Below are 23,225 nucleotides of genomic sequence, written 5' to 3'. Positions count from 1 at the left end.
GGGCCGGTCAGCCGGCGCTCTGCTGCCGGGGCGCCGGGGCCGTGCTCCGCTTGAACATGCGGGTCGCGGTGATCTCGCCGTGCACCGCCTGGCTCCCCTCCTGCGCGGGCTGCGGCAGGCCGGGCCGCAGGTGCTCCTCGACGCTGATGTACTTCAGGCCGGCCCGCAGGTCCGCGTCGTTGCGCAGCCGGATCACCAGCGGGAACTCCGCGAGCGCCGTCGTGTCGAACAGGCCCGTCGTGTACAGCAGCTGGACCCCGAGCGCGTCGGACACGGCGCGCTGGAGCTCCAGCAGGTAGGTGGCGTTGGCGCGGCCGATGGGGTTGTCGAGGAACAGCGTGCCGGCGTGCCGGTGCTTGTCGCGGCCCCGGTCGTTGCTGCGGAGCGCGGCCATCGTGCAGTACAGGGCGATGGCGGCGGTGAGCAGCTGGCCGCCGGAGAACACGTCGCCCATCTGTCCGACGGGGACGCGCTCGGCGCGCAGCACCGCGTCCGGCTTGAGGATCTCGACGGCGACGCCCTTGGGGTGGAGGGCCGCGTGGACGCCGCGCAGCAGCAGGGACACGCCGTCGCGGCGCAGGTCGGAGTTCTTCCTGACGGCGGCGCGGGTGGCCTCGTCGATGACCTCGCCCAGCCGTTCGACGAGCGTCGCCTGGTCCGGCTCCTCGAAGCGGATGCGGAGGAACTCCTGGCCCGACCACTCGCCGAGCCCCTCGGGGAGGCGGGACAGCCGCTGGGCCGAGCGGAGCGTCGCCAGCGCCGACTCGACCAGGCCGCGCAGCCGGTCGACGATCGAGTCGCGGTTGCGCTCCAGCTGGGCCAGTTCGTCGGTGAGGACGCGCAGGCGCGGCGCGAACGCCTCGGCCCACCTGGCGGCGTGCTCCGGCAGCGCGGACGCCGGCAGCTCGCGGATCTGCTGCCGGGCCGGGGTGCGCACCTGCTCGTAGCGGGTGGAGTTGGCGTGCCGTACGAGGACGTCGCACGCCTCCCGTACGGCGGCGTCGGCGGCGGACAGGTCGGTGGCGCAGCCGCGCAGGGAGCGCCGGGCCTCGGCGGCGGCGTGGCGGGCCTCCTCCAGGGAGCCGGCGTAGGGCTGCGGCTCCTGCGGTTCGTCGTCGGCCTGGTCGCGCAGCAGGTCGCGCAGGAGCGCGGCCAGCTCGTCGAAGGCGCCCGCGGCGTCCTCGGCGGCGCGGTGCGCCCGCTGGAGGTGCGCGTGGGTGGCGCGGGCCGTCTCCAGGTCGTCGGTGCGGGAGGCGAGGTCGCCGGTGGCCGTGCGCAGCAGGGTCTGGGCCTGCTCGGCGTCGGCGGGGACCAGTTCTCCGGGCAGTTCGGTGTGCGCGTCGCCGTCCGTGGGGGCGAGCCGCTCGGCCTCGCCGCGCAGCCGGCCCAGCTTCTCGCTGGCCTCGGACGCCCGGGACTCCAGCAGCTGGACGAGCGCCTCGGCGCGGGCCGCGGCGGCCTGGCGGGACGGGCCGTCGGCGCCTTCGGGGCTGTCGAGGAGCTGGGCGGCGCGGGTGCGGACCTTGTTGGTGAGCCGGTCCAGTTCGGCGAGGGCGGCGCTCTCGTCGCTCTCGGCGCGGGCCTGCTCGGCGCGCAGGTCGGCGCCGACGCCCACCTTCTCGTACAGCTGCGACGCGGCCCGGTACGCCTCGCGGAGGGCCGGCAGGGAGGGGCGGGGGACGCCGCCGTCGAGGAGGGCGGTGCCGTCGGGCTTCTCCTCGGGGAGGTTCTCGGGGGCGCCGGCGATCTCGGCGCGTTCGGCGCGCAGGGCACGGGCGGTGCGGTGGGCGTCGTCGGCGGCGCGCTGGGCGGCGCGGCGGTCCTCGTCGGCGGCGCGGGCGCGTTCGAGGCACGCCTGGGCCTTGGCCTCGGCCTCGGCGGCCTCGTCGGCGAGTTCCCGGAGGCGGACCTGCCAGCCGGCCCGTTCGCGCAGGCGGAAGGCGAGGCCGGAGAGGGCGTCGGCGGCGCGGCGGGCGCGCTGGGCGGCCTCCTGGCGCTCGTCGCGTACGCGGGCGGTCTCGGCGGCGGCCTCGTCGGCCTCGGCGCGGGCGGTGCGGGCCTCGGCGAGCACCGCCCGGGCGGCTTCGGCGGCCTCGCTCGCGGTGGCGGCGGCCTGCGCGAGTTCGGCGAGCATCCCGGGTGGGCAGTCGGCGCGCCAGGAGCCGATGCGGGCGGCCAGCGACCGGTCGCCGGCGAGGCGGGCGGCCAGGGCGCGGATCTCCTCGTCGCGGGCGGCGGCGCGGGCGCGCAGGGCCTGGCGCTCCTCGTCGGCGGCGTGCTCGTCGTGCATGGCCGGGTTCGGCGGGACGAGGAACACCTCGCTGTCGTCGTCGGCCCCGGCGCGGGGCACGGGGGCGAGGAGCGCGGCGGCGGTGCCCACGGCGACGGCGGAGCGCGGGAGGAGGGCGGCGCCGGCCAGGGCCTCGCGGGCGCGGGCATACGACTGGGGGTCGGTGACGACGACGCCGTCGACCAGTTCGGGGCGGGCGGCGAGGACCGCCGCGTGGTCGGCCGGGTCGACGGACTGGGCGAGGTAGCGCCAGCCGGGCAGGGCGGGGACGCCGTGCTCGCCGAGGAACTCGACGGTGGCGAGGACGTCGGGGCCCGGCGGCAGGAGGCCGCCGTCGCCGAGGGCGCCGAGGATGCGGGCGTCGTCGGCGGCGGCCGTGCGCAGGTCGAACAGCTTGCGTTCGGCCGAGGCGATGTGCCGGTCGAGGAGTTCGCGCAGCTCGTCGGCGTACCGGTCGAGGTCCTCGGCGGTCAGCGCGGCCTGGGCGGTGCGGGGCGGCGCGGCGTCGCCGGGGGCCGCCGGGGCGTCCGCGCCGGTGTTCTGCCGGGGCACCAGGGGGGCCGGCGCGGCGGTGGGGAGGCCGAGGAGTTCGGCGAGGCGTTCGGTGGCGGCGATGGACTCGGCGGCGCGCCGCTCGGCCTGGTGGGCGTTCTCGGCGGCCTGGGCGGCGTCGGCCGCGCGGGCGGCGGCCAGTTCGGCGCGGGACTCCTCGGCGGCGGCCTCGCGGGCGCGTTCGGCGGAGATGCGGGCGGCTTCGCGGGCGGTGTCCCAGGCGGCGACGGCGGTCTTCTCCGCGTCGCTGGCGGCGAGGGCGGCGCGCGCGGGGTCCGCGTCCGGGGCCGTGTCGTCGAGCCAGCCGGCCCGTACGGCCTCGGCGGTCTCCTGTTCGACCTCGGCGAGGCGCTGGCGCAGGTGCCCGGCCTCGCTGCGGGCGCGCTGGGCCTCGGTGGCGGCGGCGGTGGCGTCGCGGTGCGCGGTCTCCGCGGTCTCCTGGAGGACGGCGGAGCGCCCCTCCTCCTCGTCGGCGTGGCGTTCGCCGTCCTCGGCGGCGGACTGGAGGGCCCGTACGAGGTCGGCGGCGGCCTTGGCGCGGGCCGCGAGGGCGGGGGCGGCGTCCCGTTCGGCCTCCTGGATGGCGGCGGCCACGCGCGCGGAGCGGTCGGCCGCGGCGCGGTGCCGCAGGACGGCCTCGGCGGCCTGCCAGGCCGCGTGGAGGGTACGGGCGTCGGTCAGCTCGCGGCGCTGGGCCGCGGCGCCCTTCTCGGCGGCGGCGAGGGCCAGGGAGGCGTGCCGGTAGGCGAGTTCGGCGGCGACGAGGGAGCTGCGGGCGCGGGCCCGTTCGGCGTCGGTGACGGTGTCGGCGGCGGTGGTGACCTGCTCGGCGAGCTCGGTGGCGCGGCCGCGTTCCTCGGCGGCGCGGGCGAGGAGGCGGCGGGCGAGGGCGCGGGTGCGGCGCTCGGCGGCGGCGTGGACGTCGCGGGCGCGGGTACGGGCGTCGGCGGCCTCGACGATGCGGCCGAGGAGGTCGACGGAACCGGCGGTGAAGTCGCGTTCGGCGGTGAGTTCGGCGCGGCGGCCGAGCTTGTTGCCGAAGCCGCTGACGAGGTCGGCGAGGCCGTCCGTGTCGCGGGTGTCGGTGACGGCGCGCAGGAGCAGGTCGGTGAAGTCGGAGTCCTTCTTGACCGCGAAGAGGCCGGCGGCCTCGCCCTCGTCGGCGTTCATCTCGCGCTGGTAGCGGAAGAGTTCGGGGTCGAGGCCGAGGTCGCCGAGGTGCTCGTTCCAGCGGTCGTGGACCTCCTCCCAGCACACCTCCAGGTGCGGGTAGGCCCGGCCGGCCTCGGTGAGGGCGTCGCGGAAGCCCTTCATGGTGCGGCGGCGGCCCTGGGCGCCGGAGGCGCCCTCGCCGGGCGGGCGGACGGAGGTGGACTCGGCGACGGGGAGGCTGTCGAGGCTGAGGCCCGGGCCGGGGCGGAAGGAGTACCAGGCCTCGGCGAACTTGCGGGGGTCGTTGGAGACCTGGCGGCCGCGCCACTCGCTGACCTTGCCGACGACGACGAGTTCACCGGTGAGGGTGTGCTGCCACTCCAGGGCGACGTGTCCGCAGTCGTCGGCGAGGAGGAACTTGCGGAGCACGCCGGAGCTGGCGCCGCCGAGGGTGTTGCGGTGGCCGGGGAGCATCACCGAGAAGATCAGCTTGAGGAGGACGGACTTGCCGCCGCCGTTCTCCAGGAACAGCACGCCCGCGGGGGCGGGGCGGCGCGGCGGGCCGACCGGCTCGTCCTCGAAGAACTCCGCCTGGGTGGGGGCCGGGTGGGGCACGGGCGCGCCCACTCCCCGCAGGTCCAGAACGGTGTCGGCGTAACGCGCACCGGCGGGCCCGATGGAGTAGAGGCGGACCCGGGACAGCTCGTACATGGCGGACTCTCGTCGGTGGTTCGGAGGTGCGGTCGTCTGGGGTGCCCGGGAGCGGGCGGTGCGGGCGGCGTCAGCCGTGGAACGGGAGGCCCGCGTCGGCGACCAGCTCCAGGTCGTCGCCGGCCGGCGGGGGCAGGAGGGTGGCGGAGCCGTCCGTGACGGGGACGATGCCCAGGTCGAGGAGTTCCGCCAGGGCGGCGCTGCCGGCCATGTCGCGGACCTGGAGCTGGTAGCGGGCGGTCGTGCGGTACGTGCCTCCCGCGTCGTCCCCGGTGCGCTGGAGGAAGCCGGAGTCGGTGAGGAACGCGACGGCCTTGCCGATGATGCCGGTGGTGGAGCCGGCGAGGCGGCGGGCGTCCTTGGTGGCGCCGGTGGCGCTGCGGCGCGTGTAGACCCGCCAGGCGGCTTCGAGGCCGGGGGCGTCGGAGGCGGGGTCGGTGTTCTCGCCCTCCCGCTCGGCGCGCTCCTCCAGGCGGCGGCACGCCTGCCGCACGAAGGCGTCGACGCCGTTGACGGTGACGCGGCCGATGTAGCCGTCGTCGGCGAGGTCCTCGGGGCGGGGGAAGGCCAGCGCGGCGACCGCCAGGTGGGCGAGGCCGTGCAGGAAGCGGTCGGCGGAGTCGGCCGAGGCGCGGCGCGCGTAGTCGCCCATGCGGACGGCGAAGACGGAGTCCTCGTCCGCGGTGACGGCCATGCCCGCGCGGGGGGAGACCTCCAGGACGACGAGGCCGAGGCCGGTGGCGACGGCGTCGGCGAGCCGGGCGAAGGCCGGGTCCTCGCGGTAGCGGCGGAGCAGCTCGGCGTACTCGGCGTCGCGGGCGGGGAGCAGCTTGGGCTGCAGGCCGAAGGAGACGAGCCGGGCGGCGTCGGCCGCGTCGGCGGGGGTGACGCCGCCGGACGGGGCGGGCTCGGGGGCCCGTTCGGCCTCGGGCTCGCTCCACGCGTCGGTGTGCTCGGCGTGGTGGTCGCTCACGGCTGGTGCTCCTCGGTGCTGCTGGTGGTCGCGGTCATGTCGGGTCCGTGCGGTCGGCGGCCATGCCCACCGCGTCGAGCAGGGCCGTACCGACGATCAGGTCGGCGCCGCCGAACTCGGGGTCGTCCAGTTCCGTGCCGTCGTCGACGGCGAACAGGAGGCGCTCCTCGCCCTGGCGGTAGGCCGTGCCGACCGGGGGGCTGGCGGCGTGGACGGCGAGCAGGGCGACGAGGTACGGCAGGTCGGGGTCGCTCAGGCGGGCCTCGGCGAGGAGGCCGGAGAGGCGCCGGGGCGCGTCGTGCTCCAGGTCGAGCAGTTCCATGGCCGCGGCCAGCTGCTCCTCGCTGAAGCGGCTGTCGTCGGGTGTGGCGATCAGGTCGGGCTCGGGCATCTCGGCGCCGAGGTGCTCGCGCTCCGCGGGAGGGGTGAGGAGCAGGTCGACGAGGTCGCCGACGCGGACGGCGCCGGGGGTGCGCAGGCCCGTACCGCGTGCGAAGTACGCGTCGGTGACGCGGATGGCCTGCTCGACGGGGAGCGGCAGCAGCGGGGCGACGAGCTGGCCGTACAGGTCGAGGCCGGCGCGGGCGGCGGGCCGCGCGAAGGCCTGGCGGTCCTGTTCGGCACGGAACAGGGGGCCGGCTTCCAGGAGGCGGGACTGGAGCTGGGTGTGGCGGCGGATGCAGTCCTTGACGATGTCGACGAGCTCGGCGGCGCGGCGCTTGTGCTCGGGCTCCTCGGCCTCGTCCCGGGCCTTGCGGATGTTGGTGAGGATCGCGTTCTCGTGGCGGTACCGGTCCGCCACGTGCGCGAGGGCCTCGTCGATCATGTCGGGGACGGTGCCGAGCCAGTCGACGGCGCGGACGTCGCGCCGGGTCGCCTCCAGGGTCCTGCGGAGGGTCTCGGCGTACTGGACCGTGCGGTAGCGGGCCTGCTCGGCGGCGAGCTGGGCGTCGGCGAGCCGGCCGCGGCTGATCAGCACCTCCAGCTTGACCTCGGCGGCGATCTGGGCGCTGGTGACGTCCGTGTCGAGGGCGCCCACCAGGACGTTGACGGCTTCGTCGGTGGTGCGGAGGTAGACGCTGCCGCCGTAGCCGGGGACCTCCTCGATGAGCTTGAAGTCGTAGTCCCTGCGGACGTACGCGCCGTCGGGGCCGAAGGTGCCGTAGACGGCGCGGAAGCCGCGGTCGACGCTGCCGACGTTGATCAGGTTCTCCAGGACCCAGCGGGCGACGCGCTCGTGTTCGGCGGCGGGGCGCTCGGGGGCCTGGGCGGCGACGCGGGGCAGCAGCCGGGCGACGATCTGCTCGTGGTCGGCGCCCGTGTCGAAGTCCATGTTGAGCGTGACGAGGTCGATCGCGGCGAGGGCGACCTCCGCCATGGCGTAGACCGAGTACTCCCCCGCCAGGTTCGCCTTGCGGGCGTCCAGGTCGTGCAGGGGGGCGGTGCAGGCGAGCGCGCGCAGGCGCCGCGCCAGCCCTTCGTCGGCGGCCGGGCCCTGCGCGGGCCGCGGCCCCGCGCTGAGCTGGGGCGGAACGAGTTCCGTCGGTTCCGTCGGGGCAGGCGAAGTCACGTTGCACAGACTAGGTCCTCGCGGTGACAGCGGTCGAAACGGCGCCGGACGGCGGGGGTGCGCGGGGGCCGCGGCGGCGGTCGGCCGGGGTGGGGCGGGGCCGGTCGGCGGGGCGGTCGGGCCGGGGGCGGGTCGGGGCTGTCGGGCGGCCGGGCCGGGGCGGTGGGACGGGGCCGGGGCGGTGGGGTGGCCGGGTCGGAGCGGTGGGCGGAGTGGGCGCTCGGGGCGGTGGGCCGGTTCAGGACGGCGGGGTGGTGCCGTCCGTCACGCGGCGGGCGTAGACCTCGACCAGCTGGGCGCGCGAGTCGTCGAGGTAGGCGGCGAGGAGGCGCTCGGCCGTGGTGCGCTCCCCGGCCCGCAGCGCGTCCAGGATCTCCCGGTTCCTGACGAGGTACGGCTCGTGGAGGGCGTGCGGGTCGTCCACCACGTGGAAGGCGAGGCGGAGTTCGGCGAGGACGCCGCGCATCAGTTCGTCGGTGCGCTCGCTCCCGGCGAGGGCCACCAGCTCGCGGTGGAAGTGGATGTTGGCGGTCGAGACGCCCTTCCAGTCGCCGGCGCGGGCGTGGCGCTCGCCCTCCGCCACGGCGGCGGCCAAGCCGTCGAGGTCGAAGGGCGGGTCGCCCAGGTCGTGCACGACGGCGCACTCGACGAGGTGCCGGGTGCGGTAGATGTCGACGACGTCGTCGACGGCGAGGAGCCGCACGAAGACCCCGCGGTTGAGCTCGTGGACGAGCAGGCGCTCGTGGGTGAGCAGGCGGAACGCCTCGCGCAGCGTGTTGCGGGAGACGCCGAGCGCGCCGCCGATGCCGTCCTCGGACAGCCGGGTGCCCGGCGGGAAGTACCCCTCGGCGATGCGGGTGCGCAGGATGTCCGCGACCCGCTCGGCCGTGCTCGTGCGTCCCAGCAGGGCCCGGTCCTCCGCCAGTCCGCCGCCCGTCGTCGTCACCGGCACCTCTTCTCCCTCTCCCGCCCCGGCCGCCCGCGGGGCTCCCGCCGCGGCCCCGTCCACCGTCCCGGCCATCGTAGAGAACGGGTTGTCCACAGGCCTTGTGGGATCGTTCAACGATCCTCTACGTTCGTCGCCACCGCACAGTTCCCCCAGGCACGCTCCTCACCCCCTGCGAGGTGCAGATGAGTACGACCCGGACCGAATCGGACACGACATCCCGGGAGGCGGGCGGCGAGCGGCCCTTCGCCTGGCTGCGCGCCCTCGGGCCGCGCGGCCGGCGGGCCTTCGCCGGCGCGTTCGGCGGCTACGCCCTGGACTCCTACGACTTCTTCACGCTGCCGCTGAGCATGGTGGCCGTCGCCGCCTACTTCGGCCTGGACAGCGGCCAGACCGGGCTGCTCACCACCGTCACGCTGGTGGTGTCGGCGGTCGGCGGCGCGCTCGCCGGGATACTCGCCGACCGGATCGGCCGGGTGCGCGCGCTGATGGCCACGGTCGTCACGTACGCGGTGTTCACCGTCGCGTGCGGCTTCGCGCCGAACTACGAGACGCTGCTGGTCTTCCGCGCCCTGCAGGGCCTGGGCTTCGGCGGCGAGTGGGCGGTCGGGGCGATCCTGGTCGCCGAGTACGCGTCGGCGCGGCACCGGGGGCGCACGCTGGGCGGCGTCCAGAGCGCGTGGGCGGCCGGCTGGGCGCTCGCCGTGGTCGTCTACACGCTGGTGTTCCACTTCCTCGACGCCGACACGGCGTGGCGGGTGATGTTCTGGACGGGCGCGCTGCCGGCGCTGCTGGTGGTGTACGTCAGGCGGAACGTCGAGGACGCCCCGGAGGCGGCCCGCGTGCGGCGGGAGAGCGCGGAGCGCGGCTCGTTCACGGGGATATTCCGGTCGGGGCTGGCGCGGACGACGCTGTTCGCGGTGCTGCTGTCGACCGGCGTGCAGGGCGGCTACTACACCCTGGCGACGTGGGTCCCCACGTACCTGAAGACGGAGCGCGGCCTGACGGTCGTCGGTACGGGCGGCTACCTCGCGTTCCTGATATCGGGGGCGTTCCTCGGCTACCTGACCGGGGGCTACCTCACCGACCGGTTGGGCCGGAAGCGCAACATCGTGCTGTTCGCCGTACTGTCGGCGGTGTGCATCGTGGCGTACACGAACATCCCCGCCGGGGCGAACGGACTGGTGCTCGTCCTCGGGTTCCCGCTCGGCTTCTGCATGTCGGCCATCTTCAGCGGCTTCGGCTCCTTCCTGGCCGAGCTCTACCCGACGGCGGTGCGCGGCACCGGGCAGGGGTTCACCTACAACACGGGCCGTGCCGTGGGGGCGTTCTTCCCGACGCTGGTCGGCTTCCTGGCGGACGGCTGGGGGGTGGGCGGGGCCCTGGTGTTCGGGGCGGTCGGGTACGGCATCGCCGTGGTGGCCCTGCTCGGGCTGCCCGAGACGCGGGGGCGGGAGCTGTGGTGAGCACCGGCGGAGCACGGTCCGCCGCGGCGGGCGGGGGCGGGGTCTCCCGGAGGGGTCGACGGACGTGACGCGGACATCGATCGATCTCAACGCCGACCTGGGCGAGGGCTTCGGCCGCTGGCGGCTGACCGACGACGAGCGGTTGCTGTCCGTCGTCACCAGCGCCAACGTGGCCTGCGGATTCCACGCCGGGGACGCGGCCACCATGCGGCGCGTGTGCGCCCTCGCCGCCGAACGGGGGGTCCGGATCGGCGCCCAGGTGTCCTACCGGGACCTGGCCGGGTTCGGGCGGCGCGCCATGGACGTGCCGGCGGACGAGCTGGCGGCCGAAGTGGCCTACCAGATCGGCGCCCTGGAGGTGTTCGCGCGGGCCGCCGGGGCGCGGGTGTCGTACGTGAAGCCGCACGGCGCCCTGTACAACCGGGTCGTGCACGACCCGGAGCAGGCGCGGGCCGTGGTCGAGGGGGTGCTGCTGACCGGCGGACGGCTGCCGCTGCTGGGGCTGCCGGGTTCGCGGCTGCACGCGTGCGCGCGGGAGGCGGGCCTGCCGGTCGTCACGGAGGCCTTCGCGGACCGGGCCTACGCGGAGGACGGGACGCTCGTGCCGCGCGGGCGGGAGGGCGCGGTCCTCCACGACCCCGAGGCCGTCGTCGAACGGTCGGTCTCCCTGGCCCGGTCCGGGACGGTGACGTCGCACTCCGGGCTGCCCCTGTCCGTCCGGGCGCGGTCGCTGTGCCTGCACGGCGACACGCCGGGGGCGGTGGAGCTGGCCCGGCGGGTGCGGGCCCGGCTGGAGGAGGCCGGTGTGCGGGTGGAGGCGTTCACGTGAGGGCCCTGGAGGTGGGCGAGCGGGCGCTGCTGCTGGAGTTCGACGGCGGCGAGGAGACCCGGGCGTTCCACGCCGAGCTGCTGCGGAGGCGGGCGGCGGGCCTGCTGCCCGCCGTGCGGGAGGTCGTGCCGGCCGCGCGGACGGTGCTGCTCGACGGGGTGGCCGATCCGGGGCGGCTGGCCGCGGAGGCCGCCGGGTGGGAGGTGCCGCCGCTCGACGCGCGCACGGGCCCCGTGGTGGAGGTGCCGGTCCGGTACGACGGGCCGGACCTGGCGGAGGTCGCCGCGCTGTGGGGGGTGGCGCCCGCGGAGGTCGGCCGGGTCCACACGGCGGTCGAGTACCGGGTGGCGTTCTGCGGGTTCGCGCCGGGCTTCGGGTACCTGACGGGGCTGCCGGAGCGGTACGGCGTTCCGCGCCGGACCACCCCGCGCACGGCCGTCCCGGCGGGCTCGGTCGCCCTGGCGGGCCCGTACACGGGCGTCTACCCGCGCTCGTCGCCCGGCGGGTGGCAGCTCGTCGGGACGACCCGCGCCGTGCTGTGGGACCCGGCGCGGGAGCCGGCGGCGCTGCTGTCGCCGGGGCTGCGGGTGCGGTTCGTCGAGGAGGGAGCGTGACGGACCGGGCCCTCGCCGTCGTCCGGGCCGGGGCGCTGACCACGATGCAGGACCGGGGCCGGCCCGGGTACGCGCACCTGGGGGTGCCGCGGTCCGGGGCGCTCGACCCGTACGCGGCCGCGCTGGTCAACCGGCTGGTCGGCAACGACGCCGGGGCGGCCGTGCTGGAGACGACGCTCACCGGCTGCGCGGTGCGGCCGCGGTGCGGGGTGACCGTGGCGGTGGGCGGCGCGCCCTGCCCGGTCACCGTCGACGGGCGGCCGGTGGCGTGGGGCGCGGCGGTGCGGGTCGGGCCGGGTGCCGTGCTGGAGGTGGGCGCGGCGGTGCGGGGCGTCCGGTCGTACGTGGCGTTCGCGGGGGGTGTGGCGGTCGGGCCGGTGCTGGGGAGCCGGTCCACGGACCTGCTGTCGGGGCTCGGGCCCGCGCCGCTCGCCGACGGTGCGGTCCTGCCCCTGGGCGCCCCGCCGGCGGATGCCGCCCACTACGAGGGGGTGCCCTGGCGGGGCGTGCCGCGGGAGGTGGTGCTGGGGGTGCGGCTCGGGCCGCGGGACGACTGGTTCACGGACGGGGCGCTGCGGACGCTCACCACGTGCGCGTACCGGGTGTCGGCGGCCTCCAACCGGGTCGGGCTGCGCACCGAGGGCCCGCCGCTGGAGCGGGCGCGGACGGGCGAACTGCCCAGTGAGGGCATGGTGCTGGGCGCCGTGCAGGTGCCGCCGGACGGCCGGCCGGTGGTGTTCCTGGCGGACCACCCGACGACCGGCGGGTACCCGGTGGTGGCCGTGGTCCGGGAGGCGGACCTCGCGGCGGCCGCGCAGGCGGCGCCGGGGACGCGCGTGCGCTTCGTACGCGCCCGGTGAGACCCGCCGCGGCGTGCCGCGCGTGCGCACCGCGGGGTCGTGGCCCATGGCGCCCGACCGTAGCGGCCGCCGGCGTGCCGCGCGTGCGCGCCGCGGGGCCCGTAGGACCTCCCCGCCGGGCGGTCGGCGGGCCGGCGGGGAGGGCCTGGGCCCGGCGGGTCAGACGGCCGGCGCGTCGGGGCCGATGCGGCTGCGCACGGCGGTCTGCACCTCGTCCTCCTCCGCCGGGTCGGCGGCGAGCCTGCGCAGCCGCTCGGCGACGCGTACGTCCCCGGTCTCGGCGTGCAGGGCGGCGACCTCCCGCGTGGTCTCCTCGCAGTCCCACAGGCACTCGACGGCGAAGCCGGTCCGGAAGGACGGGTCGGTCGCGGCGAGGGCGCGGGCGGCGCGGCCGCGCAGCGCGGAGGAGGCGGTCTCGCGGTAGACGTGCCGCAGCACGGGGGCGGCGCAGCCGATGCCGAGGCGGCCGGCGCCGTCGACGAGCGGGTACAGCGAGAGCGCGTCGGGGCCGTCCGTGCGGACGGCCTGGCGCAGCGCGCCGAGGACGAGCGGGGCGTCCCGTTCGCCGCCGCGGGCGGCCAGCACGCCGCCGGCGGACGTGCCGAGCGCGTCGGGCCGGTGCACCCAGCCGCGCGCCCGGTCGACGGCCGCTTCGCCGCACATGCGCTCGAAGGCGGCGACGGCGGCCTCGGCGACGGTGCGGGACGGGCTGCCCGCGGCGGCCTCGATCAGGTCGAGCACGGCCGGGTCGCGGCCCTCGACGAGGTAGTGCAGGGCGGCGCAGCGGGCGCCGTCGGGGCCGCCGCGGGCGGCCTCCAGGATCAGCGGCCGGTCGTCGGGGCCCGCCACGGCGGTGAGGCAGCGGGCGGCCGGCACGTGCAGGACGCTGCCGCGCTCCAGTCCCTGCTGGGCCCAGTCGAAGACGGCCTGGACGCTCCAGCCGGGGCGGGGCCCGGTCGGTCTCATCTGGCGCTGCCAGCGGTCGAAGGAGCCCTGCTCGCGGGCGGCGCGCACCCGGCCGCCCACGGCGTCGCGCGGATCCTCGCCCCACAGCCGCCAGGGGCGGGGCTCGTAGGCGTCGCGGACGGCGGCGGCCAGCGCGGCGTCGCCCTCGGGGGTGGCCGGGAAGCGGGCCAGGACGGCGTCGGCGAGGCCGCGCAGCGCGGCGTCGTCGTCGCGGAGGGCCAGCTCGTCGAGGGCCCACGCCCAGTTGCCGCCGGTCGCGGTGTAGCGGCGCAGCAGCAGCAGGGCGTCGCGGCGGCCGTACGAGGCGAGGTGGCCGAGCACGGACAGCGCGAGGCCGGTCCGGCACTCCTCGGTGTCGAGCAGGTCGTCGGCGCCGAACAGGTGGTCCTCGATCGCCTCGAGTCCGCCGTGCAGGTCGAGGTAGAGGCGCGCGTAGTAGAGGGAGCGGTTCTCGACCTGCCAGTCCTGGCGGGGGTCGTGGAGGACACAGTGGTCGAGGGCGGCGAGCGCCTCGGTGCGTGGCGCGGCCAGCGCGTGCAGCGTGCCGTCGCCGCGGCCCCTCTGCAGCAGGCCGAGCAGGGTGCCGCTCGGCGCTATGACGGGTTCGAACATGGAAAACGCCTCACATCAAGCTGTCGACGCAACGGGCGCGGTCGGGTGTCCCGAAGCAACCGGGTGGGTTGATTGCCGATGATCGGCTAGGCCGCGCGGCGCCATGGGAGACCGCCCGTCGTCTTCTGCTTGGTGTCGACCATCTTCCTCTGCCTCTGCCTTCTCGTCGGTGGCCCCCTGCGGGCCCGTCGTCATGATGACCCAGCGATTTCGCCGCCGCGACCACATTTACGGCGTCGTGTCCGTCCGGGGTTCGCTGCCCGTTTCCGGCCCGTTCACCGGGTGCCGAACAGCGCCAGGAGCTCCGTCCTCCCGAACATCCGGGCGGTGTCCACGGCGGACGGAGTGCCGGCTTCCGGGTCGGCGCCGCCGGCCAGCAGGGCGCGGATGACGGCGTCCTCGCCCTTGAAGACGGCGCCGGCGAGAGGGGTCTGGCCGCGGTCGTTGGCGGCGTTCGGGTCGGCGCCGCGGGCGAGCAGGGCCTCCACGGCCGAGGCGTGGCCGTGGTAGGCGGCGAGCATCACGAGGGAGTCGCCCTTGTCGTTGGTGAGGTTCGCGGGGGCGCCCGCGTCGACGTAGGCGGCGAGCGTGCCGGCCTCGCCGCGCCGCGCCAGGTCGAAGATCTTCGACGCGAGGTCGACGACCTCGGGGTCGGGGTTCTCGCTCATCGGGGCCCGCCTTTCCTGCTGTTTCCGCTGTGTCTCCGTGCGTACGGCGAGGTCAGCCGTACGAGTGAACCGACAGGGTACTGCCCCGCCGGAGCAGGGCCCGACGTGCGCCAGTCAAGTGAAAACGCCGCTGATTCACCCATTTGCACCTTTTATCACATAGATGCTTCCTGTGAGCCTGGAATGACTCATGGTGACCGTCCCCTCAACCAGGAGAACCCTCATGATCCTGTCCATTTCAGGCGTGGTCCTGCTCGGCGTCATCGTCTTCCTCTTCTTCAAGAAGGACGGGCTCAAGGCGTCCCACGCCCTCGTCTGCGCGCTGTTCGGCTTCTACCTGGCGGGCACCGCGATCGCACCGAGCATCACGGCGGGCGGGCAGAGCCTCGCCAGCCTCCTCGGCGGCATCAACTTCTGACGCCTTACCTCCCCGCCCTGCCCTTCCACGAACCCCAGGAGACGACGTGGCCCGGCGACCCCTCCCCCGCTTCCCCAGAGGCGGCGGCGCCTCGCTCGCCCGCGGCCGAGAGATGGCGCGCACGGCCGCCGAGGGCGCCACCGACGTGCTCCATCCGCTGATCACGGTCTCGCGCGGGCTGCGGAAGCTGGCGGCGGCCGGACGCGCCACGTGGGCGGCGACCCCCCGGGAGCGGCGCGGTCCCACGCTGCTGCTGGGTGCCGCGTGCGTCCTGGGCGTCGTGCTGATGCCGTACGGGCCCCTGCTGGCGCTCGTGTCGCTGATGGGCGCGGCGGCGTGGAAGGGCAGGGAGCGGCCCGCCGCCCGGACCGGACCCGACGAGGCCGGGGCGAAGCGGCTGCGGGCGCTGTACGAAGCCCTGGTGCCGCACTTCTCGGCGCCCGGCGACCCGAGCCCGCTGTTCACCCACGGCGGGGAGTGGAACGGGGTCTTCGGGGACCTCGCGTTCGACGCGGACGGCCGGCCGGCCCGGCTGCGCGTCTCGTACCCGGCGTACTTCCCGGACGGCGACCCGGTCGCGCGCGCCCGGATCGAGCGGCTGCTGCACACCAAGTCGGGCCGCGGCCGCGAGTACCGCTTCGACTGGGACGAGGAGGGCAACCAGCTGCTGATGACCGTGCTGCCCGCGCTCCCGGCGTCGGTCGCCGCCCAGCGGTTCGTGACGGTGCCCGGCGAGACGGTGCTGGGCTTCACGGACGCCGACGCCGTGCAGCGGACGGTCCCGGTCCGCGACGGCGAGGCGACGCGGGACGCCCCGGCGGTGGTGTGGCGCACCGGGCCGCGCTCGACCGAGCCGCACCTGCTGGTGGTGGGCCAGCCCGGCGGGGGCGTCAGCACCCTGCTGCGGTCCGTGGCCCTCCAGGCGCTCCAGCACGACGGGGAGGTGGTGGTCCTGGAGGGCTTCGGGACCGGTGAGTACGCGTGCCTGGTGGGCAGGCGGGGCGTGCTGGGGGTCGAGGGCGGCCCGGCCGGCGCGCTGAACGCCCTGGAGTGGGTGGCCCACGAGACGAAGCGGCGCCTGGCCGCCGCGCACCAGGCCCGGCGGGCGGGCGAACCGGCACCGGCGGAGGTGCGGCGGCCGCTGTGGGTCCTGCTGGACCGGCCGACCGTCCTCGCCGACCTGGCGGCCGCCGCGGACCGTACGGGCCCGCAGGAGCTCCTCCAGGTGCCGCTGCGGCACGGCCGGGCGGTGTCCGTGACGGTGGTGGTGGCCGAGCAGTTCGACACCGTCGACGCGCTCGGCGACACCGTGCGGGCCCACACCCGCGCCCGCGTGACGCTCGGCTCGGCCCCCGTCGACCAGCTCGCGGCGGTCCTGGGCGCCCCGCCCCACACGACGCCGCCGCCCGAGGTCCCCCCGGGCCGGGGCTACGCGCGCCTGGGCGCCGGGCCGGTCGTGCGCGTGCAGGTGCCGGCCACCCCCGACCCGTACGACGAGGCGACGCCGGAGGCCCACCGCCGGGCGGTGCTCGACCTCCTCCCGGAGCGGCCCGCGCACGAGGACCCGCTCCCGGCGGGCGGGGCCGCCGTCCCGGGCTGACCTCCCGGCGTCAGGCCACGAACGTCCGCGGCTCCTCCGCCACCGGTCCGCCGGCCGCCCCCGACCGGACCGCGCGGGCGGCGGCCGCCAGGCGTACGGCGGCCTCGTCGGCGACCGCCCCGCCCACCGTGAACGGCAGCCGCACGTACCCCTCGAAGGCGCCGTCCACGCCGAAGCGGGGCCCGGACGGGACGCGCACGCCGACGCGCTCCCCGGCCTCCGCCAGGCGCGAGCCGGACAGGCCCCCGGTGCGCACCCACAGGGTGAGCCCGCCGAGCGGCACCTCGAAGTCCCAGCCCGGCAGCTCGCGGCGGACGGCGGCGACCAGCGCGTCCCGGTTCTCGCGGGCCTGGGCGCGGCGGAGCGCGACCGCCTCCGTCCAGCCGTCACTGCCCATCAGCCAGTTGACGGCCAGCTGTTCCAGGACCGGCGTGCCCAGGTCCGCGTAGGCGCGGGCGGCGACGAGCGAGCGGATCACGTCGGGCGCGGCGCGCACCCAGCCGATCCGCATGCCGGCCCAGAACGCCTTGCTCGCCGAGCCGACCGTCAGCACCGTGCTGCCCGCCGGGTCGAAGGCGCAGACGGGGCGCGGCATCTCCAGGCCCTCCTCCAGGCGCAGCTCCGACATCGTCTCGTCGACCACGAGGACCGTGCCCGCCGACCGGGCCGCGTCGACCAGCGCCCGCCGCTGGTCCTCGTCCGCGAGCGCGCCGGTCGGGTTGTGGAAGTCGGCCACGACGTACGCGAGCCGGGGCGCGGCGTCCCGCAGGACCTGCCGCCAGCGGGGCAGGTCCCAGCCGGACAGGCCCTCGGCCATGGCGACGGGCACCAGCCGGGCGCCGGCCTCCCGCATCAACTGGAGGATGTTGGCGTACGAGGGCGACTCCACGGCGATCCGCTCGCCGCGCCCGGCGAACAGGTGGCAGATCGCGTCCATCGCGCCCATCGCCCCGGTCGTCACCATGATCTGTTCGGGCATCGTGGGGATGCCGCGCGCCGTGTACCGGTCGGCGAGGGTGCGGCGCAGCGCGGGCAGGCCCGCGGGGTAGTCGCCGTGGGTGTGCGCGTAGGGGGGCAGCTCCTCCAGGGCGCCCTGGAAGCCGCGGCTGAGCCAGGGCTCGGGGGCGGGCAGCGCCGCGCAGCCGAGGTCGATCATCGAGCCGAGCGACTCGGGCGGCAGCGGTTCCAGGCCGCGGGCCGGCAGCGGGTTGCCGGCGGGCACGGTGGTCCAGCTGCCGGCGCCGCGCCGCGACTCCAGGAAGCCCTCCGCGCGCAGCGCCTCGTACGCCGCGGCGACGGTGGTGCGGCTGACGGAGAGGGCGAGGGCCAGTTCCCGCTCGGCGGGGAGGCGGGCGGCGACCGGGACGCGGCCCTCCAGGACGAGGAGGCGGATCCCGTCGGCCAGGGCGCGGTAGGCGGGCGGCCTGCGCGTGCCGGGGCCGGCGGGCCTGGGCTGCTGCGCGGTCAGCTGGCGGGCCAACTGGGCGGGCCCCACCGCCGAAGTCCACTGAGCCATGATTTCAGTCCACCTTCCTCGGATTGGCCGTGGTTGGCATCCAATCGCACGCCAGAGAGTGTCATAGGCCAGTCCACCACACCAGCAACCGGGGGGTACACCGTGTCCCGATCCTCGTCCGCTTCGCCGTCCGGGCCCGACGGTCGGCCGCGGGGGCGGCGGATCCCGCGCCGGCTCACGCAGCTCACCGCCGGGCTCCTGCTGTACGGCGCCAGTTCGGCGCTCCTCGTCCGCAGCGGCCTCGGCCTGGAGCCGTGGAACGTCCTCCACCAGGGCCTGTCGAGGCTCACCGGGCTGTCGATCGGCGTCGTCGTGACGATCATGGGCGCCGTCGTGCTGCTGCTGTGGATCCCGCTCCGGCAGCGGCCGGGCCTGGGCACCGTCGCCAACGTCCTGCTCATCGGGGCCGCGATGGACGCCACCCTCGCCGTCGTCCCGGACGCCGAGGGCCTGCCCATCCGGATCGCGCTGATGGTGTCCGGCGTGGTCCTCAACGGCCTGGCGACCGGCCTCTACATCGCCGCCCGCTTCGGACCGGGCCCGCGCGACGGCCTGATGACCGGCCTGCACCGGCTGACCGGCCGCTCGATCCGGCTGATCCGCACCCTCCTGGAGGTCGGCGTCGTCGCCACCGGCTTCCTCCTCGGCGGCTCCCTCGGCGTCGGCACGGTGCTGTACGCCCTGGCGATCGGGCCGCTCGCCCAGCTGGCGCTGCGCCTGTTCGCCGTGCCGGAGGCCGCGCCCGACGCCGCTCCCGGTACGGCGGCCGGCAGCACCGTGGTCGCCTCGGGGTCACCTGATCGGGTGATACTGCCGCGGTGACTCGCCTACCGCGCCCCCGACCGGGCCACCCGTACCTGGACCACCCCTCCCCCATCCCGTTCGCCCACCGCGGCGGTGCGGCGGACGGGCTGGAGAACACCGCGGCCGCGTTCCGGCGGGCCGCCGGCGCCGGGTACCGCTACTTCGAGACGGACGTGCACACCACGGCGGACGGCAGGCTCGTCGCGTTCCACGACGCCACCCTCGACCGGGTCACCGACGCGCGGGGGCGGATCGCCCGGCTGCCGTGGAGCGAGGTCCGGCGGGCCCGCGTGGCGGGCCGCGAGCCGCTGCCCCTCTTCGAGGAGCTGCTCGAGGAGTTCCCCGGGGCCCGCTGGAACGTGGACCTGAAGGCCGAGTCGGCGCTCGCCCCGCTGGTCGCGCTGATCCGCCGGACGAACGGCTGGGACCGGGTGTGCGTGGGCTCGTTCGACGAGGGGCGGGTGGCCAGGGCGCAGAGGGCGGCGGGCGGGCGGCTGGCCACGTCGCTCGGGGTGCGGGGCGTCGTCGGGCTGCGGCTGCGCTCGTACGGGATACCGGCGGCGCTGCGCGCGGGCGCCGTCGCCGCGCAGGTGCCGGAGACCCAGGGCGGGGTCCGGGTGGTCGACCGGCGCTTCGTCCGCGAGGCGCACGCGCGCGGGCTCCAGGTGCACGTCTGGACGGTCAACGATCCGGTGCGGATGGACTCTCTCCTGGACCTGGGCGTCGATGGCATCATGACCGATCATCTGGAGACGCTGCGTACGGTGCTCACCGGCCGGGGAGCGTGGGTCTGACCCGGTGCGGACCGGGGGCGGGACGATCGAGGGGGCACGTGTGAGCGCCGAGACCACCGACCGGGACGCGCACGCCGCGGCGCCGCCGCCCGACCGCCGGCGCGAGCGGCGCGGCTGGTACTTCTACGACTTCGCGTGCTCGGTGTACTCGACGAGCGTCCTGACCGTGTTCCTCGGGCCGTACCTGACGTCGGTGGCGAAGGCGGCGGCCGACGCGGACGGCTTCGTGCACCCGCTGGGCGTCCCGGTGCGGGCCGGGTCGGTCTTCGCGTACTCCGTCTCCCTGTCGATCGTCCTCGCGGTGCTGGTGATGCCGCTGGCGGGGGCGGCGGCGGACCGCACGGGCCGGAAGAAGCCGCTGCTGGCGGCCGCCGCGTACACGGGGGCGGGCGCCACGGCGGGGATGTTCTTCCTGGACGGGGACCGCTACCTGCTGGGCGCGCTCCTGCTGATCCTCGCGAACGCGTCGCTGGCCGTGTCGATGGCCCTCTACAACGCGTACCTGCCGCAGATCGCCGGGCCGGAGGAGCGCGACGCGGTCTCGTCGCGGGGGTGGGCGTTCGGGTACACGTCGGGCGCGCTGGTCCTGGTCCTGAACCTGGTGCTCTACACCGGGCACGCGTCGTTCGGGCTCTCGGAGTCGGCCGCGGTGCGGATCTGCCTGGCGTCGGCCGGCCTGTGGTGGGGCGCCTTCACGCTCGTGCCGCTGAGGCGGCTGCGGGACCGGCGGGTGGCGCCGGGCGGCGCGGGCGCGGTCGGGTCGGGGTGGCGGCAGCTGGCGGCCACGCTGCGGGACATGCGGCGCCATCCGCTGACGCTGTCGTTCCTGCTGGCGTACCTCGTCTACAACGACGGCGTGCAGACCGTGATCTCCCAGGCGTCGGTGTACGGCTCGGAGGAGCTGGGCCTGGACCAGACGACGCTGATCACGGCGGTGCTCCTGGTGCAGGTGCTGGCGGTGGCGGGGGCGCTCGGCATGGGGCGGCTGGCCCGCTCGTACGGCGCGAAGCGGACGATCCTGGCGTCGCTGGCCGTGTGGACGCTGATCCTGGCCGCCGGGTACCTCCTGCCCGCCGGGGCGCCGGCCTGGTTCTACGCGCTGGCGGCGGCCATCGGGCTGGTGCTGGGCGGCAGCCAGGCGCTGTCGCGGTCGCTGTTCTCGCACCTGGTGCCGCGCGGCAAGGAGGCGGAGTACTTCTCGGCGTACGAGATGAGCGACCGCGGGCTGAGCTGGCTGGGGCCGCTGGTGTTCGGGCTCGCCTACCAGCTGACCGGCAGCTACCGGGACGCGATCGTCTCGCTGGTGCTGTTCTTCGTGGCGGGGTTCGCCCTGCTCGCACGCGTGCCGGTGCGGCGCGCGGTGGCCGCCGCGGGCAATCCGGTACCCGAACGGATCTGATCGAATGGGGGACCGGTTTAGACGGCGGAGTGAAAGGCCGGTAGTGTACGCCTTTGGCCTGCCAGGCGGACCGTTACTGCGTGCTCGGATGACGAAAGCACTGGGTGACATCTACCGCCAGATGTGACAAACCGGGCATTGGTGGGTACAAAAAGGGGCGGCACGACGGGCGACGCATGACCCGCAACGGGAATCTTTACCGCCGACCGGACGTTGACCGGATGACGACGACAGCGACACCTGTCCTGTGGGCGACAAGCCCGGGAGGCACGATTCATGAGTGAGCGAGCTCTTCGCGGCACGCGCCTCGTGGTGACCAGCTACGAGACCGACCGCGGCATCGATCTGGCCCCGCGCCAGGCGGTGGAGTACGCATGCGAGAAGGGGCATCGTTTCGAGATGCCGTTCTCGGTCGAGGCGGAGATCCCGCCGGAGTGGGAGTGCAAGGTCTGCGGGAGCCAGGCGCTCCTGGTGGACGGCGACGGCCCCGAGGAGAAGAAGGCGAAGCCCGCGCGTACGCACTGGGACATGCTGATGGAGCGGCGCACGCGCGAGGAGCTGGAAGAGGTGCTGGCCGAACGGCTGGCGGTCCTGCGTTCCGGCGCCATGAACATCGCCGTGCATCCGCGCGACAGCAGGAAGTCCGCGTGACGGGCTGACACCCGCCGCACGCGAAAGCCGCGGGGCGCGGTACGTCATGACGTACCGCGCCCCGCGGCTTTCGCGTGCCCGCCTACTCCCGGCCGCACGCCCCGCGCCCGTCCGCCCGCCGCCCCCGGACGGGGCGGCGGGCGGACGCGGTACGGCGGCGCCGGGGGCCGGCGGCCGTCAGGAGGTCAGCGGCGGGCGGGCGTCCCGGGGGCCCGCCGGGTCCCCGGGGTGGTCGCGGACCACCTCGCCCGGGACCACCTTGCCGTCCGGGCGGTGGATGCGGGCCTGCCGCAGGGCCGTGCCCACGCGGCGGTCCAGGGCGCGTTCCGCGAAGCGGGCCACGGCCGTGCGCACCGGCGGGACCAGGAGCAGCAGGCCCAAGGCGTCGGAGGCCAGGCCCGGCAGCATCAGCAGCAGACCGCCGAGCATCAGCATGCCGTTGCCGGCGCTGCCCTTCTCGGCCGCGGTCGGCTCCCCGCCCGCCCGCTGCCGCTGGAGCGTCTCGGTGAGCGCCGTGAAGGCCCGGCGCCCGGCCCGCTTCACCACGGTCGCGCCGAGGACCCCGGCGCCCGCCAGCAGGGCGAGCACCGCGAAGGCGCTCGCGGCGTCCGCCACCAGGGTCAGCAGCCAGACCTCCAGCACCAGCCAGGCGGCCAGGCCGAGGGGTACGAGGGTGCGGGCGCGAGAGCGCCCGCGGGTCGGAGGCAGCGGTGCACCGGTCGTCATGCCCCCAGTGTGCCTGGGGCCGTGACAGGACGGCGTAAAGCCCCCGTCCGGGGGACGTCAGCGGCGTTCGCGGCCCGTCAGGCGGCCGGCGCGGGCGGTCACGCCCCAGGCGGTGACCCGCCACAGCGCCTCGACGACGATGTCCCGGCTCATCTTGGAGTCGCCGTGCTCGCGCTCCACGAAGGTGATCGGCACCTCCACCACGTGGAAGCCGGCGGCGACCGCCCGGCGGGCGAGGTCGATCTGGAAGCAGTACCCCTGCGACGCCACGTCCTCCAGGCCCAGCCCCCGCAGCGTGTCCGTGCGGAACGCCCGGAACCCGCCGGTGACGTCCCGGATCGGCACGCCGAGCAGCAGCCGCGAGTAGACGCTGGCGCCCCGGGAGAGGTACTCCCGCGACTTCGGCCAGTTCACGATCCGCCCGCCGGGGATCCAGCGGGAGCCGAGCACGAGGTCCGCCCCCTTCAGGGCGGTGAGGAGCCGGGGCAGTTCCTCGGGCCGGTGGGAGCCGTCGGCGTCCATCTCGACGAGGACGCCGTAACCGTGGTCCATGCCCCAGCGGAAGCCCGCCAGGTAGGCCGCGCCGAGGCCCTCCTTGCCCTTGCGGTGCAGCACGTGGACGTGCTCGTCCTCGACGGACAGCTCGTCGGCGATCTTGCCGGTGCCGTCCGGGCTGTTGTCGTCGGCGACGAGGATGTCGGCGTCCGGTACGGCGGCCCGCACCCGGGAGACGATCGGCCCGATGTTCTCCGCCTCGTTGTAGGTCGGAATGATCACCAAGGCTCTGCCCAGCGGTCCGTACCGCCGCTGACTCTGACCGTCGTCTTTCACTGCTGCCCCTTACGTCCTAGCGCGGATGCCCACCTTAGCGAGCCCGCGGCGCGGACGATCGACGACGTCGGGCGGAGCGCGACGGGGCGCGGCGCCCACCGGTCCGCACGGGGGCCCGGCGTCCTTCGGGCCGACCTTGGGGCCCGCTGGCTGCGGGTCGTCCGAGAGCCGTTGTCTACTGAACGTCCGGGCCCCACCCGGGTCGCACCCCGCCCCGGCTCCGGGGCCGGGGGACGCCCGTCCGGAGACCTCCGCCGCCGCGGGGCGCTGGCACTGG

19 protein-coding genes are annotated in these 23,225 nt (G+C 76.1%); 10 read left to right on the top strand and 9 right to left on the bottom strand.

The genetic code is table 11. The features are described 5' to 3' along the window. Window positions 1-7: 7 nt before the first annotated feature. The 4 genes from IE106_RS28925 to IE106_RS28910 all read right to left on the bottom strand — a co-directional run bounded on the left by IE106_RS28925 (window position 8) and on the right by IE106_RS28910 (window position 8,194). On the bottom strand, window positions 8-4,705 hold the full coding sequence (locus tag IE106_RS28925) for a hypothetical protein (RefSeq protein WP_189538204.1): 4,698 nt from the start codon (window positions 4,703-4,705) through the stop codon (window positions 8-10). A gap of 70 nt (window positions 4,706-4,775) precedes the next feature. Then, window positions 4,776-5,678, bottom strand: coding sequence for a hypothetical protein (locus IE106_RS28920; RefSeq protein ID WP_189538203.1), 903 nt, complete (start codon window positions 5,676-5,678; stop codon window positions 4,776-4,778). A 34-nt stretch (window positions 5,679-5,712) separates the two neighbouring features. Next, a complete protein-coding gene (locus tag IE106_RS28915) occupies window positions 5,713-7,248 on the bottom strand; it encodes a hypothetical protein (RefSeq protein WP_189538202.1) in 1,536 nt (511 codons plus the stop codon). Between the two features lie 238 nt (window positions 7,249-7,486). Continuing rightward, window positions 7,487-8,194, bottom strand: a complete 708-nt coding sequence (locus tag IE106_RS28910; RefSeq protein ID WP_229840886.1) for a GntR family transcriptional regulator — start codon at window positions 8,192-8,194, stop codon at window positions 7,487-7,489. Between the two features lie 185 nt (window positions 8,195-8,379). Here IE106_RS28910 and IE106_RS28905 point away from each other — a divergent pair, with 185 nt between their 5' ends. From IE106_RS28905 to IE106_RS28890, 4 genes are all read left to right on the top strand, one after another. After that, complete coding sequence (locus tag IE106_RS28905) at window positions 8,380-9,660, top strand: MFS transporter (protein ID WP_189538200.1); 1,281 nt, start codon at window positions 8,380-8,382, stop codon at window positions 9,658-9,660. Between the two features lie 64 nt (window positions 9,661-9,724). Beyond that, a complete protein-coding gene (locus tag IE106_RS28900) occupies window positions 9,725-10,489 on the top strand; it encodes a LamB/YcsF family protein (RefSeq protein WP_189538199.1) in 765 nt (254 codons plus the stop codon). Beyond that, window positions 10,486-11,103 (top strand): 5-oxoprolinase subunit PxpB, encoded by a 618-nt coding sequence (gene pxpB, locus IE106_RS28895; protein ID WP_189538198.1) that lies wholly within the window; start codon window positions 10,486-10,488, stop codon window positions 11,101-11,103. The genes IE106_RS28900 and pxpB overlap by 4 nt, the downstream gene beginning before the upstream one ends. Beyond that, window positions 11,100-11,963: a 5-oxoprolinase subunit C family protein gene (locus IE106_RS28890; RefSeq protein WP_189538197.1), complete on the top strand. Its 864-nt coding sequence runs from the start codon at window positions 11,100-11,102 to the stop codon at window positions 11,961-11,963. The genes pxpB and IE106_RS28890 overlap by 4 nt, the downstream gene beginning before the upstream one ends. Window positions 11,964-12,122: 159 nt before the next feature. Here IE106_RS28890 and IE106_RS28885 read toward each other — a convergent pair whose 3' ends face one another. Continuing rightward, complete coding sequence (locus IE106_RS28885) at window positions 12,123-13,541, bottom strand: HEAT repeat domain-containing protein (protein ID WP_189538196.1); 1,419 nt, start codon at window positions 13,539-13,541, stop codon at window positions 12,123-12,125. A 275-nt stretch (window positions 13,542-13,816) separates the two neighbouring features. Next, window positions 13,817-14,209 (bottom strand): ankyrin repeat domain-containing protein, encoded by a 393-nt coding sequence (locus IE106_RS28880; RefSeq protein ID WP_189538195.1) that lies wholly within the window; start codon window positions 14,207-14,209, stop codon window positions 13,817-13,819. Between the two features lie 223 nt (window positions 14,210-14,432). On the opposite strand from IE106_RS28880, the gene IE106_RS28875 reads away from it, so the two are divergent. Together IE106_RS28875 and IE106_RS28870 are read left to right on the top strand one after the other, a co-directional pair. Then, a complete protein-coding gene (locus tag IE106_RS28875; RefSeq protein WP_189538194.1) occupies window positions 14,433-14,627 on the top strand; it encodes a hypothetical protein in 195 nt (64 codons plus the stop codon). Between the two features lie 46 nt (window positions 14,628-14,673). Further along, window positions 14,674-16,227 carry a hypothetical protein gene (locus tag IE106_RS28870; RefSeq protein ID WP_189538193.1) on the top strand — a complete coding sequence of 518 codons (1,554 nt, stop codon included), beginning with the start codon at window positions 14,674-14,676 and terminating at the stop codon, window positions 16,225-16,227. A gap of 10 nt (window positions 16,228-16,237) precedes the next feature. Here IE106_RS28870 and IE106_RS28865 read toward each other — a convergent pair whose 3' ends face one another. Next, on the bottom strand, window positions 16,238-17,743 hold the full coding sequence (locus IE106_RS28865) for an SCO1417 family PLP biosynthesis transcription factor (RefSeq protein WP_189538192.1): 1,506 nt from the start codon (window positions 17,741-17,743) through the stop codon (window positions 16,238-16,240). A gap of 102 nt (window positions 17,744-17,845) precedes the next feature. Between IE106_RS28865 and yczE the strand changes: the two genes are divergently transcribed. From yczE to IE106_RS28845, 4 genes are all read left to right on the top strand, one after another. Next, window positions 17,846-18,565 carry a membrane protein YczE gene (gene yczE / locus IE106_RS28860; RefSeq protein ID WP_189538191.1) on the top strand — a complete coding sequence of 240 codons (720 nt, stop codon included), beginning with the start codon at window positions 17,846-17,848 and terminating at the stop codon, window positions 18,563-18,565. Beyond that, window positions 18,562-19,341, top strand: a complete 780-nt coding sequence (locus IE106_RS28855; RefSeq protein ID WP_189538190.1) for a glycerophosphodiester phosphodiesterase family protein — start codon at window positions 18,562-18,564, stop codon at window positions 19,339-19,341. Before yczE ends, IE106_RS28855 begins: the two co-directional genes overlap by 4 nt. Window positions 19,342-19,381: 40 nt before the next feature. Continuing rightward, window positions 19,382-20,740, top strand: a complete 1,359-nt coding sequence (locus tag IE106_RS28850; protein ID WP_189538189.1) for an MFS transporter — start codon at window positions 19,382-19,384, stop codon at window positions 20,738-20,740. Window positions 20,741-21,016: 276 nt separating this feature from the next. Next, window positions 21,017-21,391: an RNA polymerase-binding protein RbpA gene (locus IE106_RS28845; RefSeq protein WP_010468770.1), complete on the top strand. Its 375-nt coding sequence runs from the start codon at window positions 21,017-21,019 to the stop codon at window positions 21,389-21,391. A 177-nt stretch (window positions 21,392-21,568) separates the two neighbouring features. On the opposite strand, the gene fxsA is transcribed toward IE106_RS28845, so the two are convergent. Continuing rightward, window positions 21,569-22,117, bottom strand: coding sequence for an FxsA family membrane protein (fxsA, locus tag IE106_RS28840; RefSeq protein WP_189538188.1), 549 nt, complete (start codon window positions 22,115-22,117; stop codon window positions 21,569-21,571). Window positions 22,118-22,174: 57 nt separating this feature from the next. Further along, the gene (locus IE106_RS28835; RefSeq protein WP_189538187.1) at window positions 22,175-22,948 is read right to left on the bottom strand and encodes a polyprenol monophosphomannose synthase; all 774 of its coding nucleotides are present in this window, start codon (window positions 22,946-22,948) and stop codon (window positions 22,175-22,177) included. Between the last annotated feature and the right edge of the window lie 277 nt (window positions 22,949-23,225).

The sequence above is a fragment of the Streptomyces roseolilacinus genome (genome assembly GCF_014649335.1).
Classification (GTDB): Bacteria; Actinomycetota; Actinomycetes; order Streptomycetales; family Streptomycetaceae; genus Streptomyces; species Streptomyces roseolilacinus.
The sequence above is the reverse complement of the archived record's forward strand: the minus strand, read 5'-3'. Positions and strand labels throughout refer to the sequence as shown.

Bases quoted from the DNA above. Each gene is read 5' to 3' on its own strand.
- fxsA (WP_189538188.1), bottom strand. From the start codon at position 22,117: ATGACGACCGGTGCACCGCTGCCTCCGACCCGCGGGCGCTCTCGCGCC.
- IE106_RS28880 (WP_189538195.1), bottom strand. From the start codon at position 14,209: ATGAGCGAGAACCCCGACCCCGAGGTCGTCGACCTCGCGTCGAAGATC.
- IE106_RS28925 (WP_189538204.1), bottom strand. From the start codon at position 4,705: ATGTACGAGCTGTCCCGGGTCCGCCTCTACTCCATCGGGCCCGCCGGT.
- IE106_RS28905 (WP_189538200.1), top strand. From the start codon at position 8,380: ATGAGTACGACCCGGACCGAATCGGACACGACATCCCGGGAGGCGGGC.
- IE106_RS28865 (WP_189538192.1), bottom strand. From the start codon at position 17,743: ATGGCTCAGTGGACTTCGGCGGTGGGGCCCGCCCAGTTGGCCCGCCAG.
- IE106_RS28875 (WP_189538194.1), top strand. From the start codon at position 14,433: ATGATCCTGTCCATTTCAGGCGTGGTCCTGCTCGGCGTCATCGTCTTC.
- IE106_RS28885 (WP_189538196.1), bottom strand. From the start codon at position 13,541: ATGTTCGAACCCGTCATAGCGCCGAGCGGCACCCTGCTCGGCCTGCTG.
- IE106_RS28845 (WP_010468770.1), top strand. From the start codon at position 21,017: ATGAGTGAGCGAGCTCTTCGCGGCACGCGCCTCGTGGTGACCAGCTAC.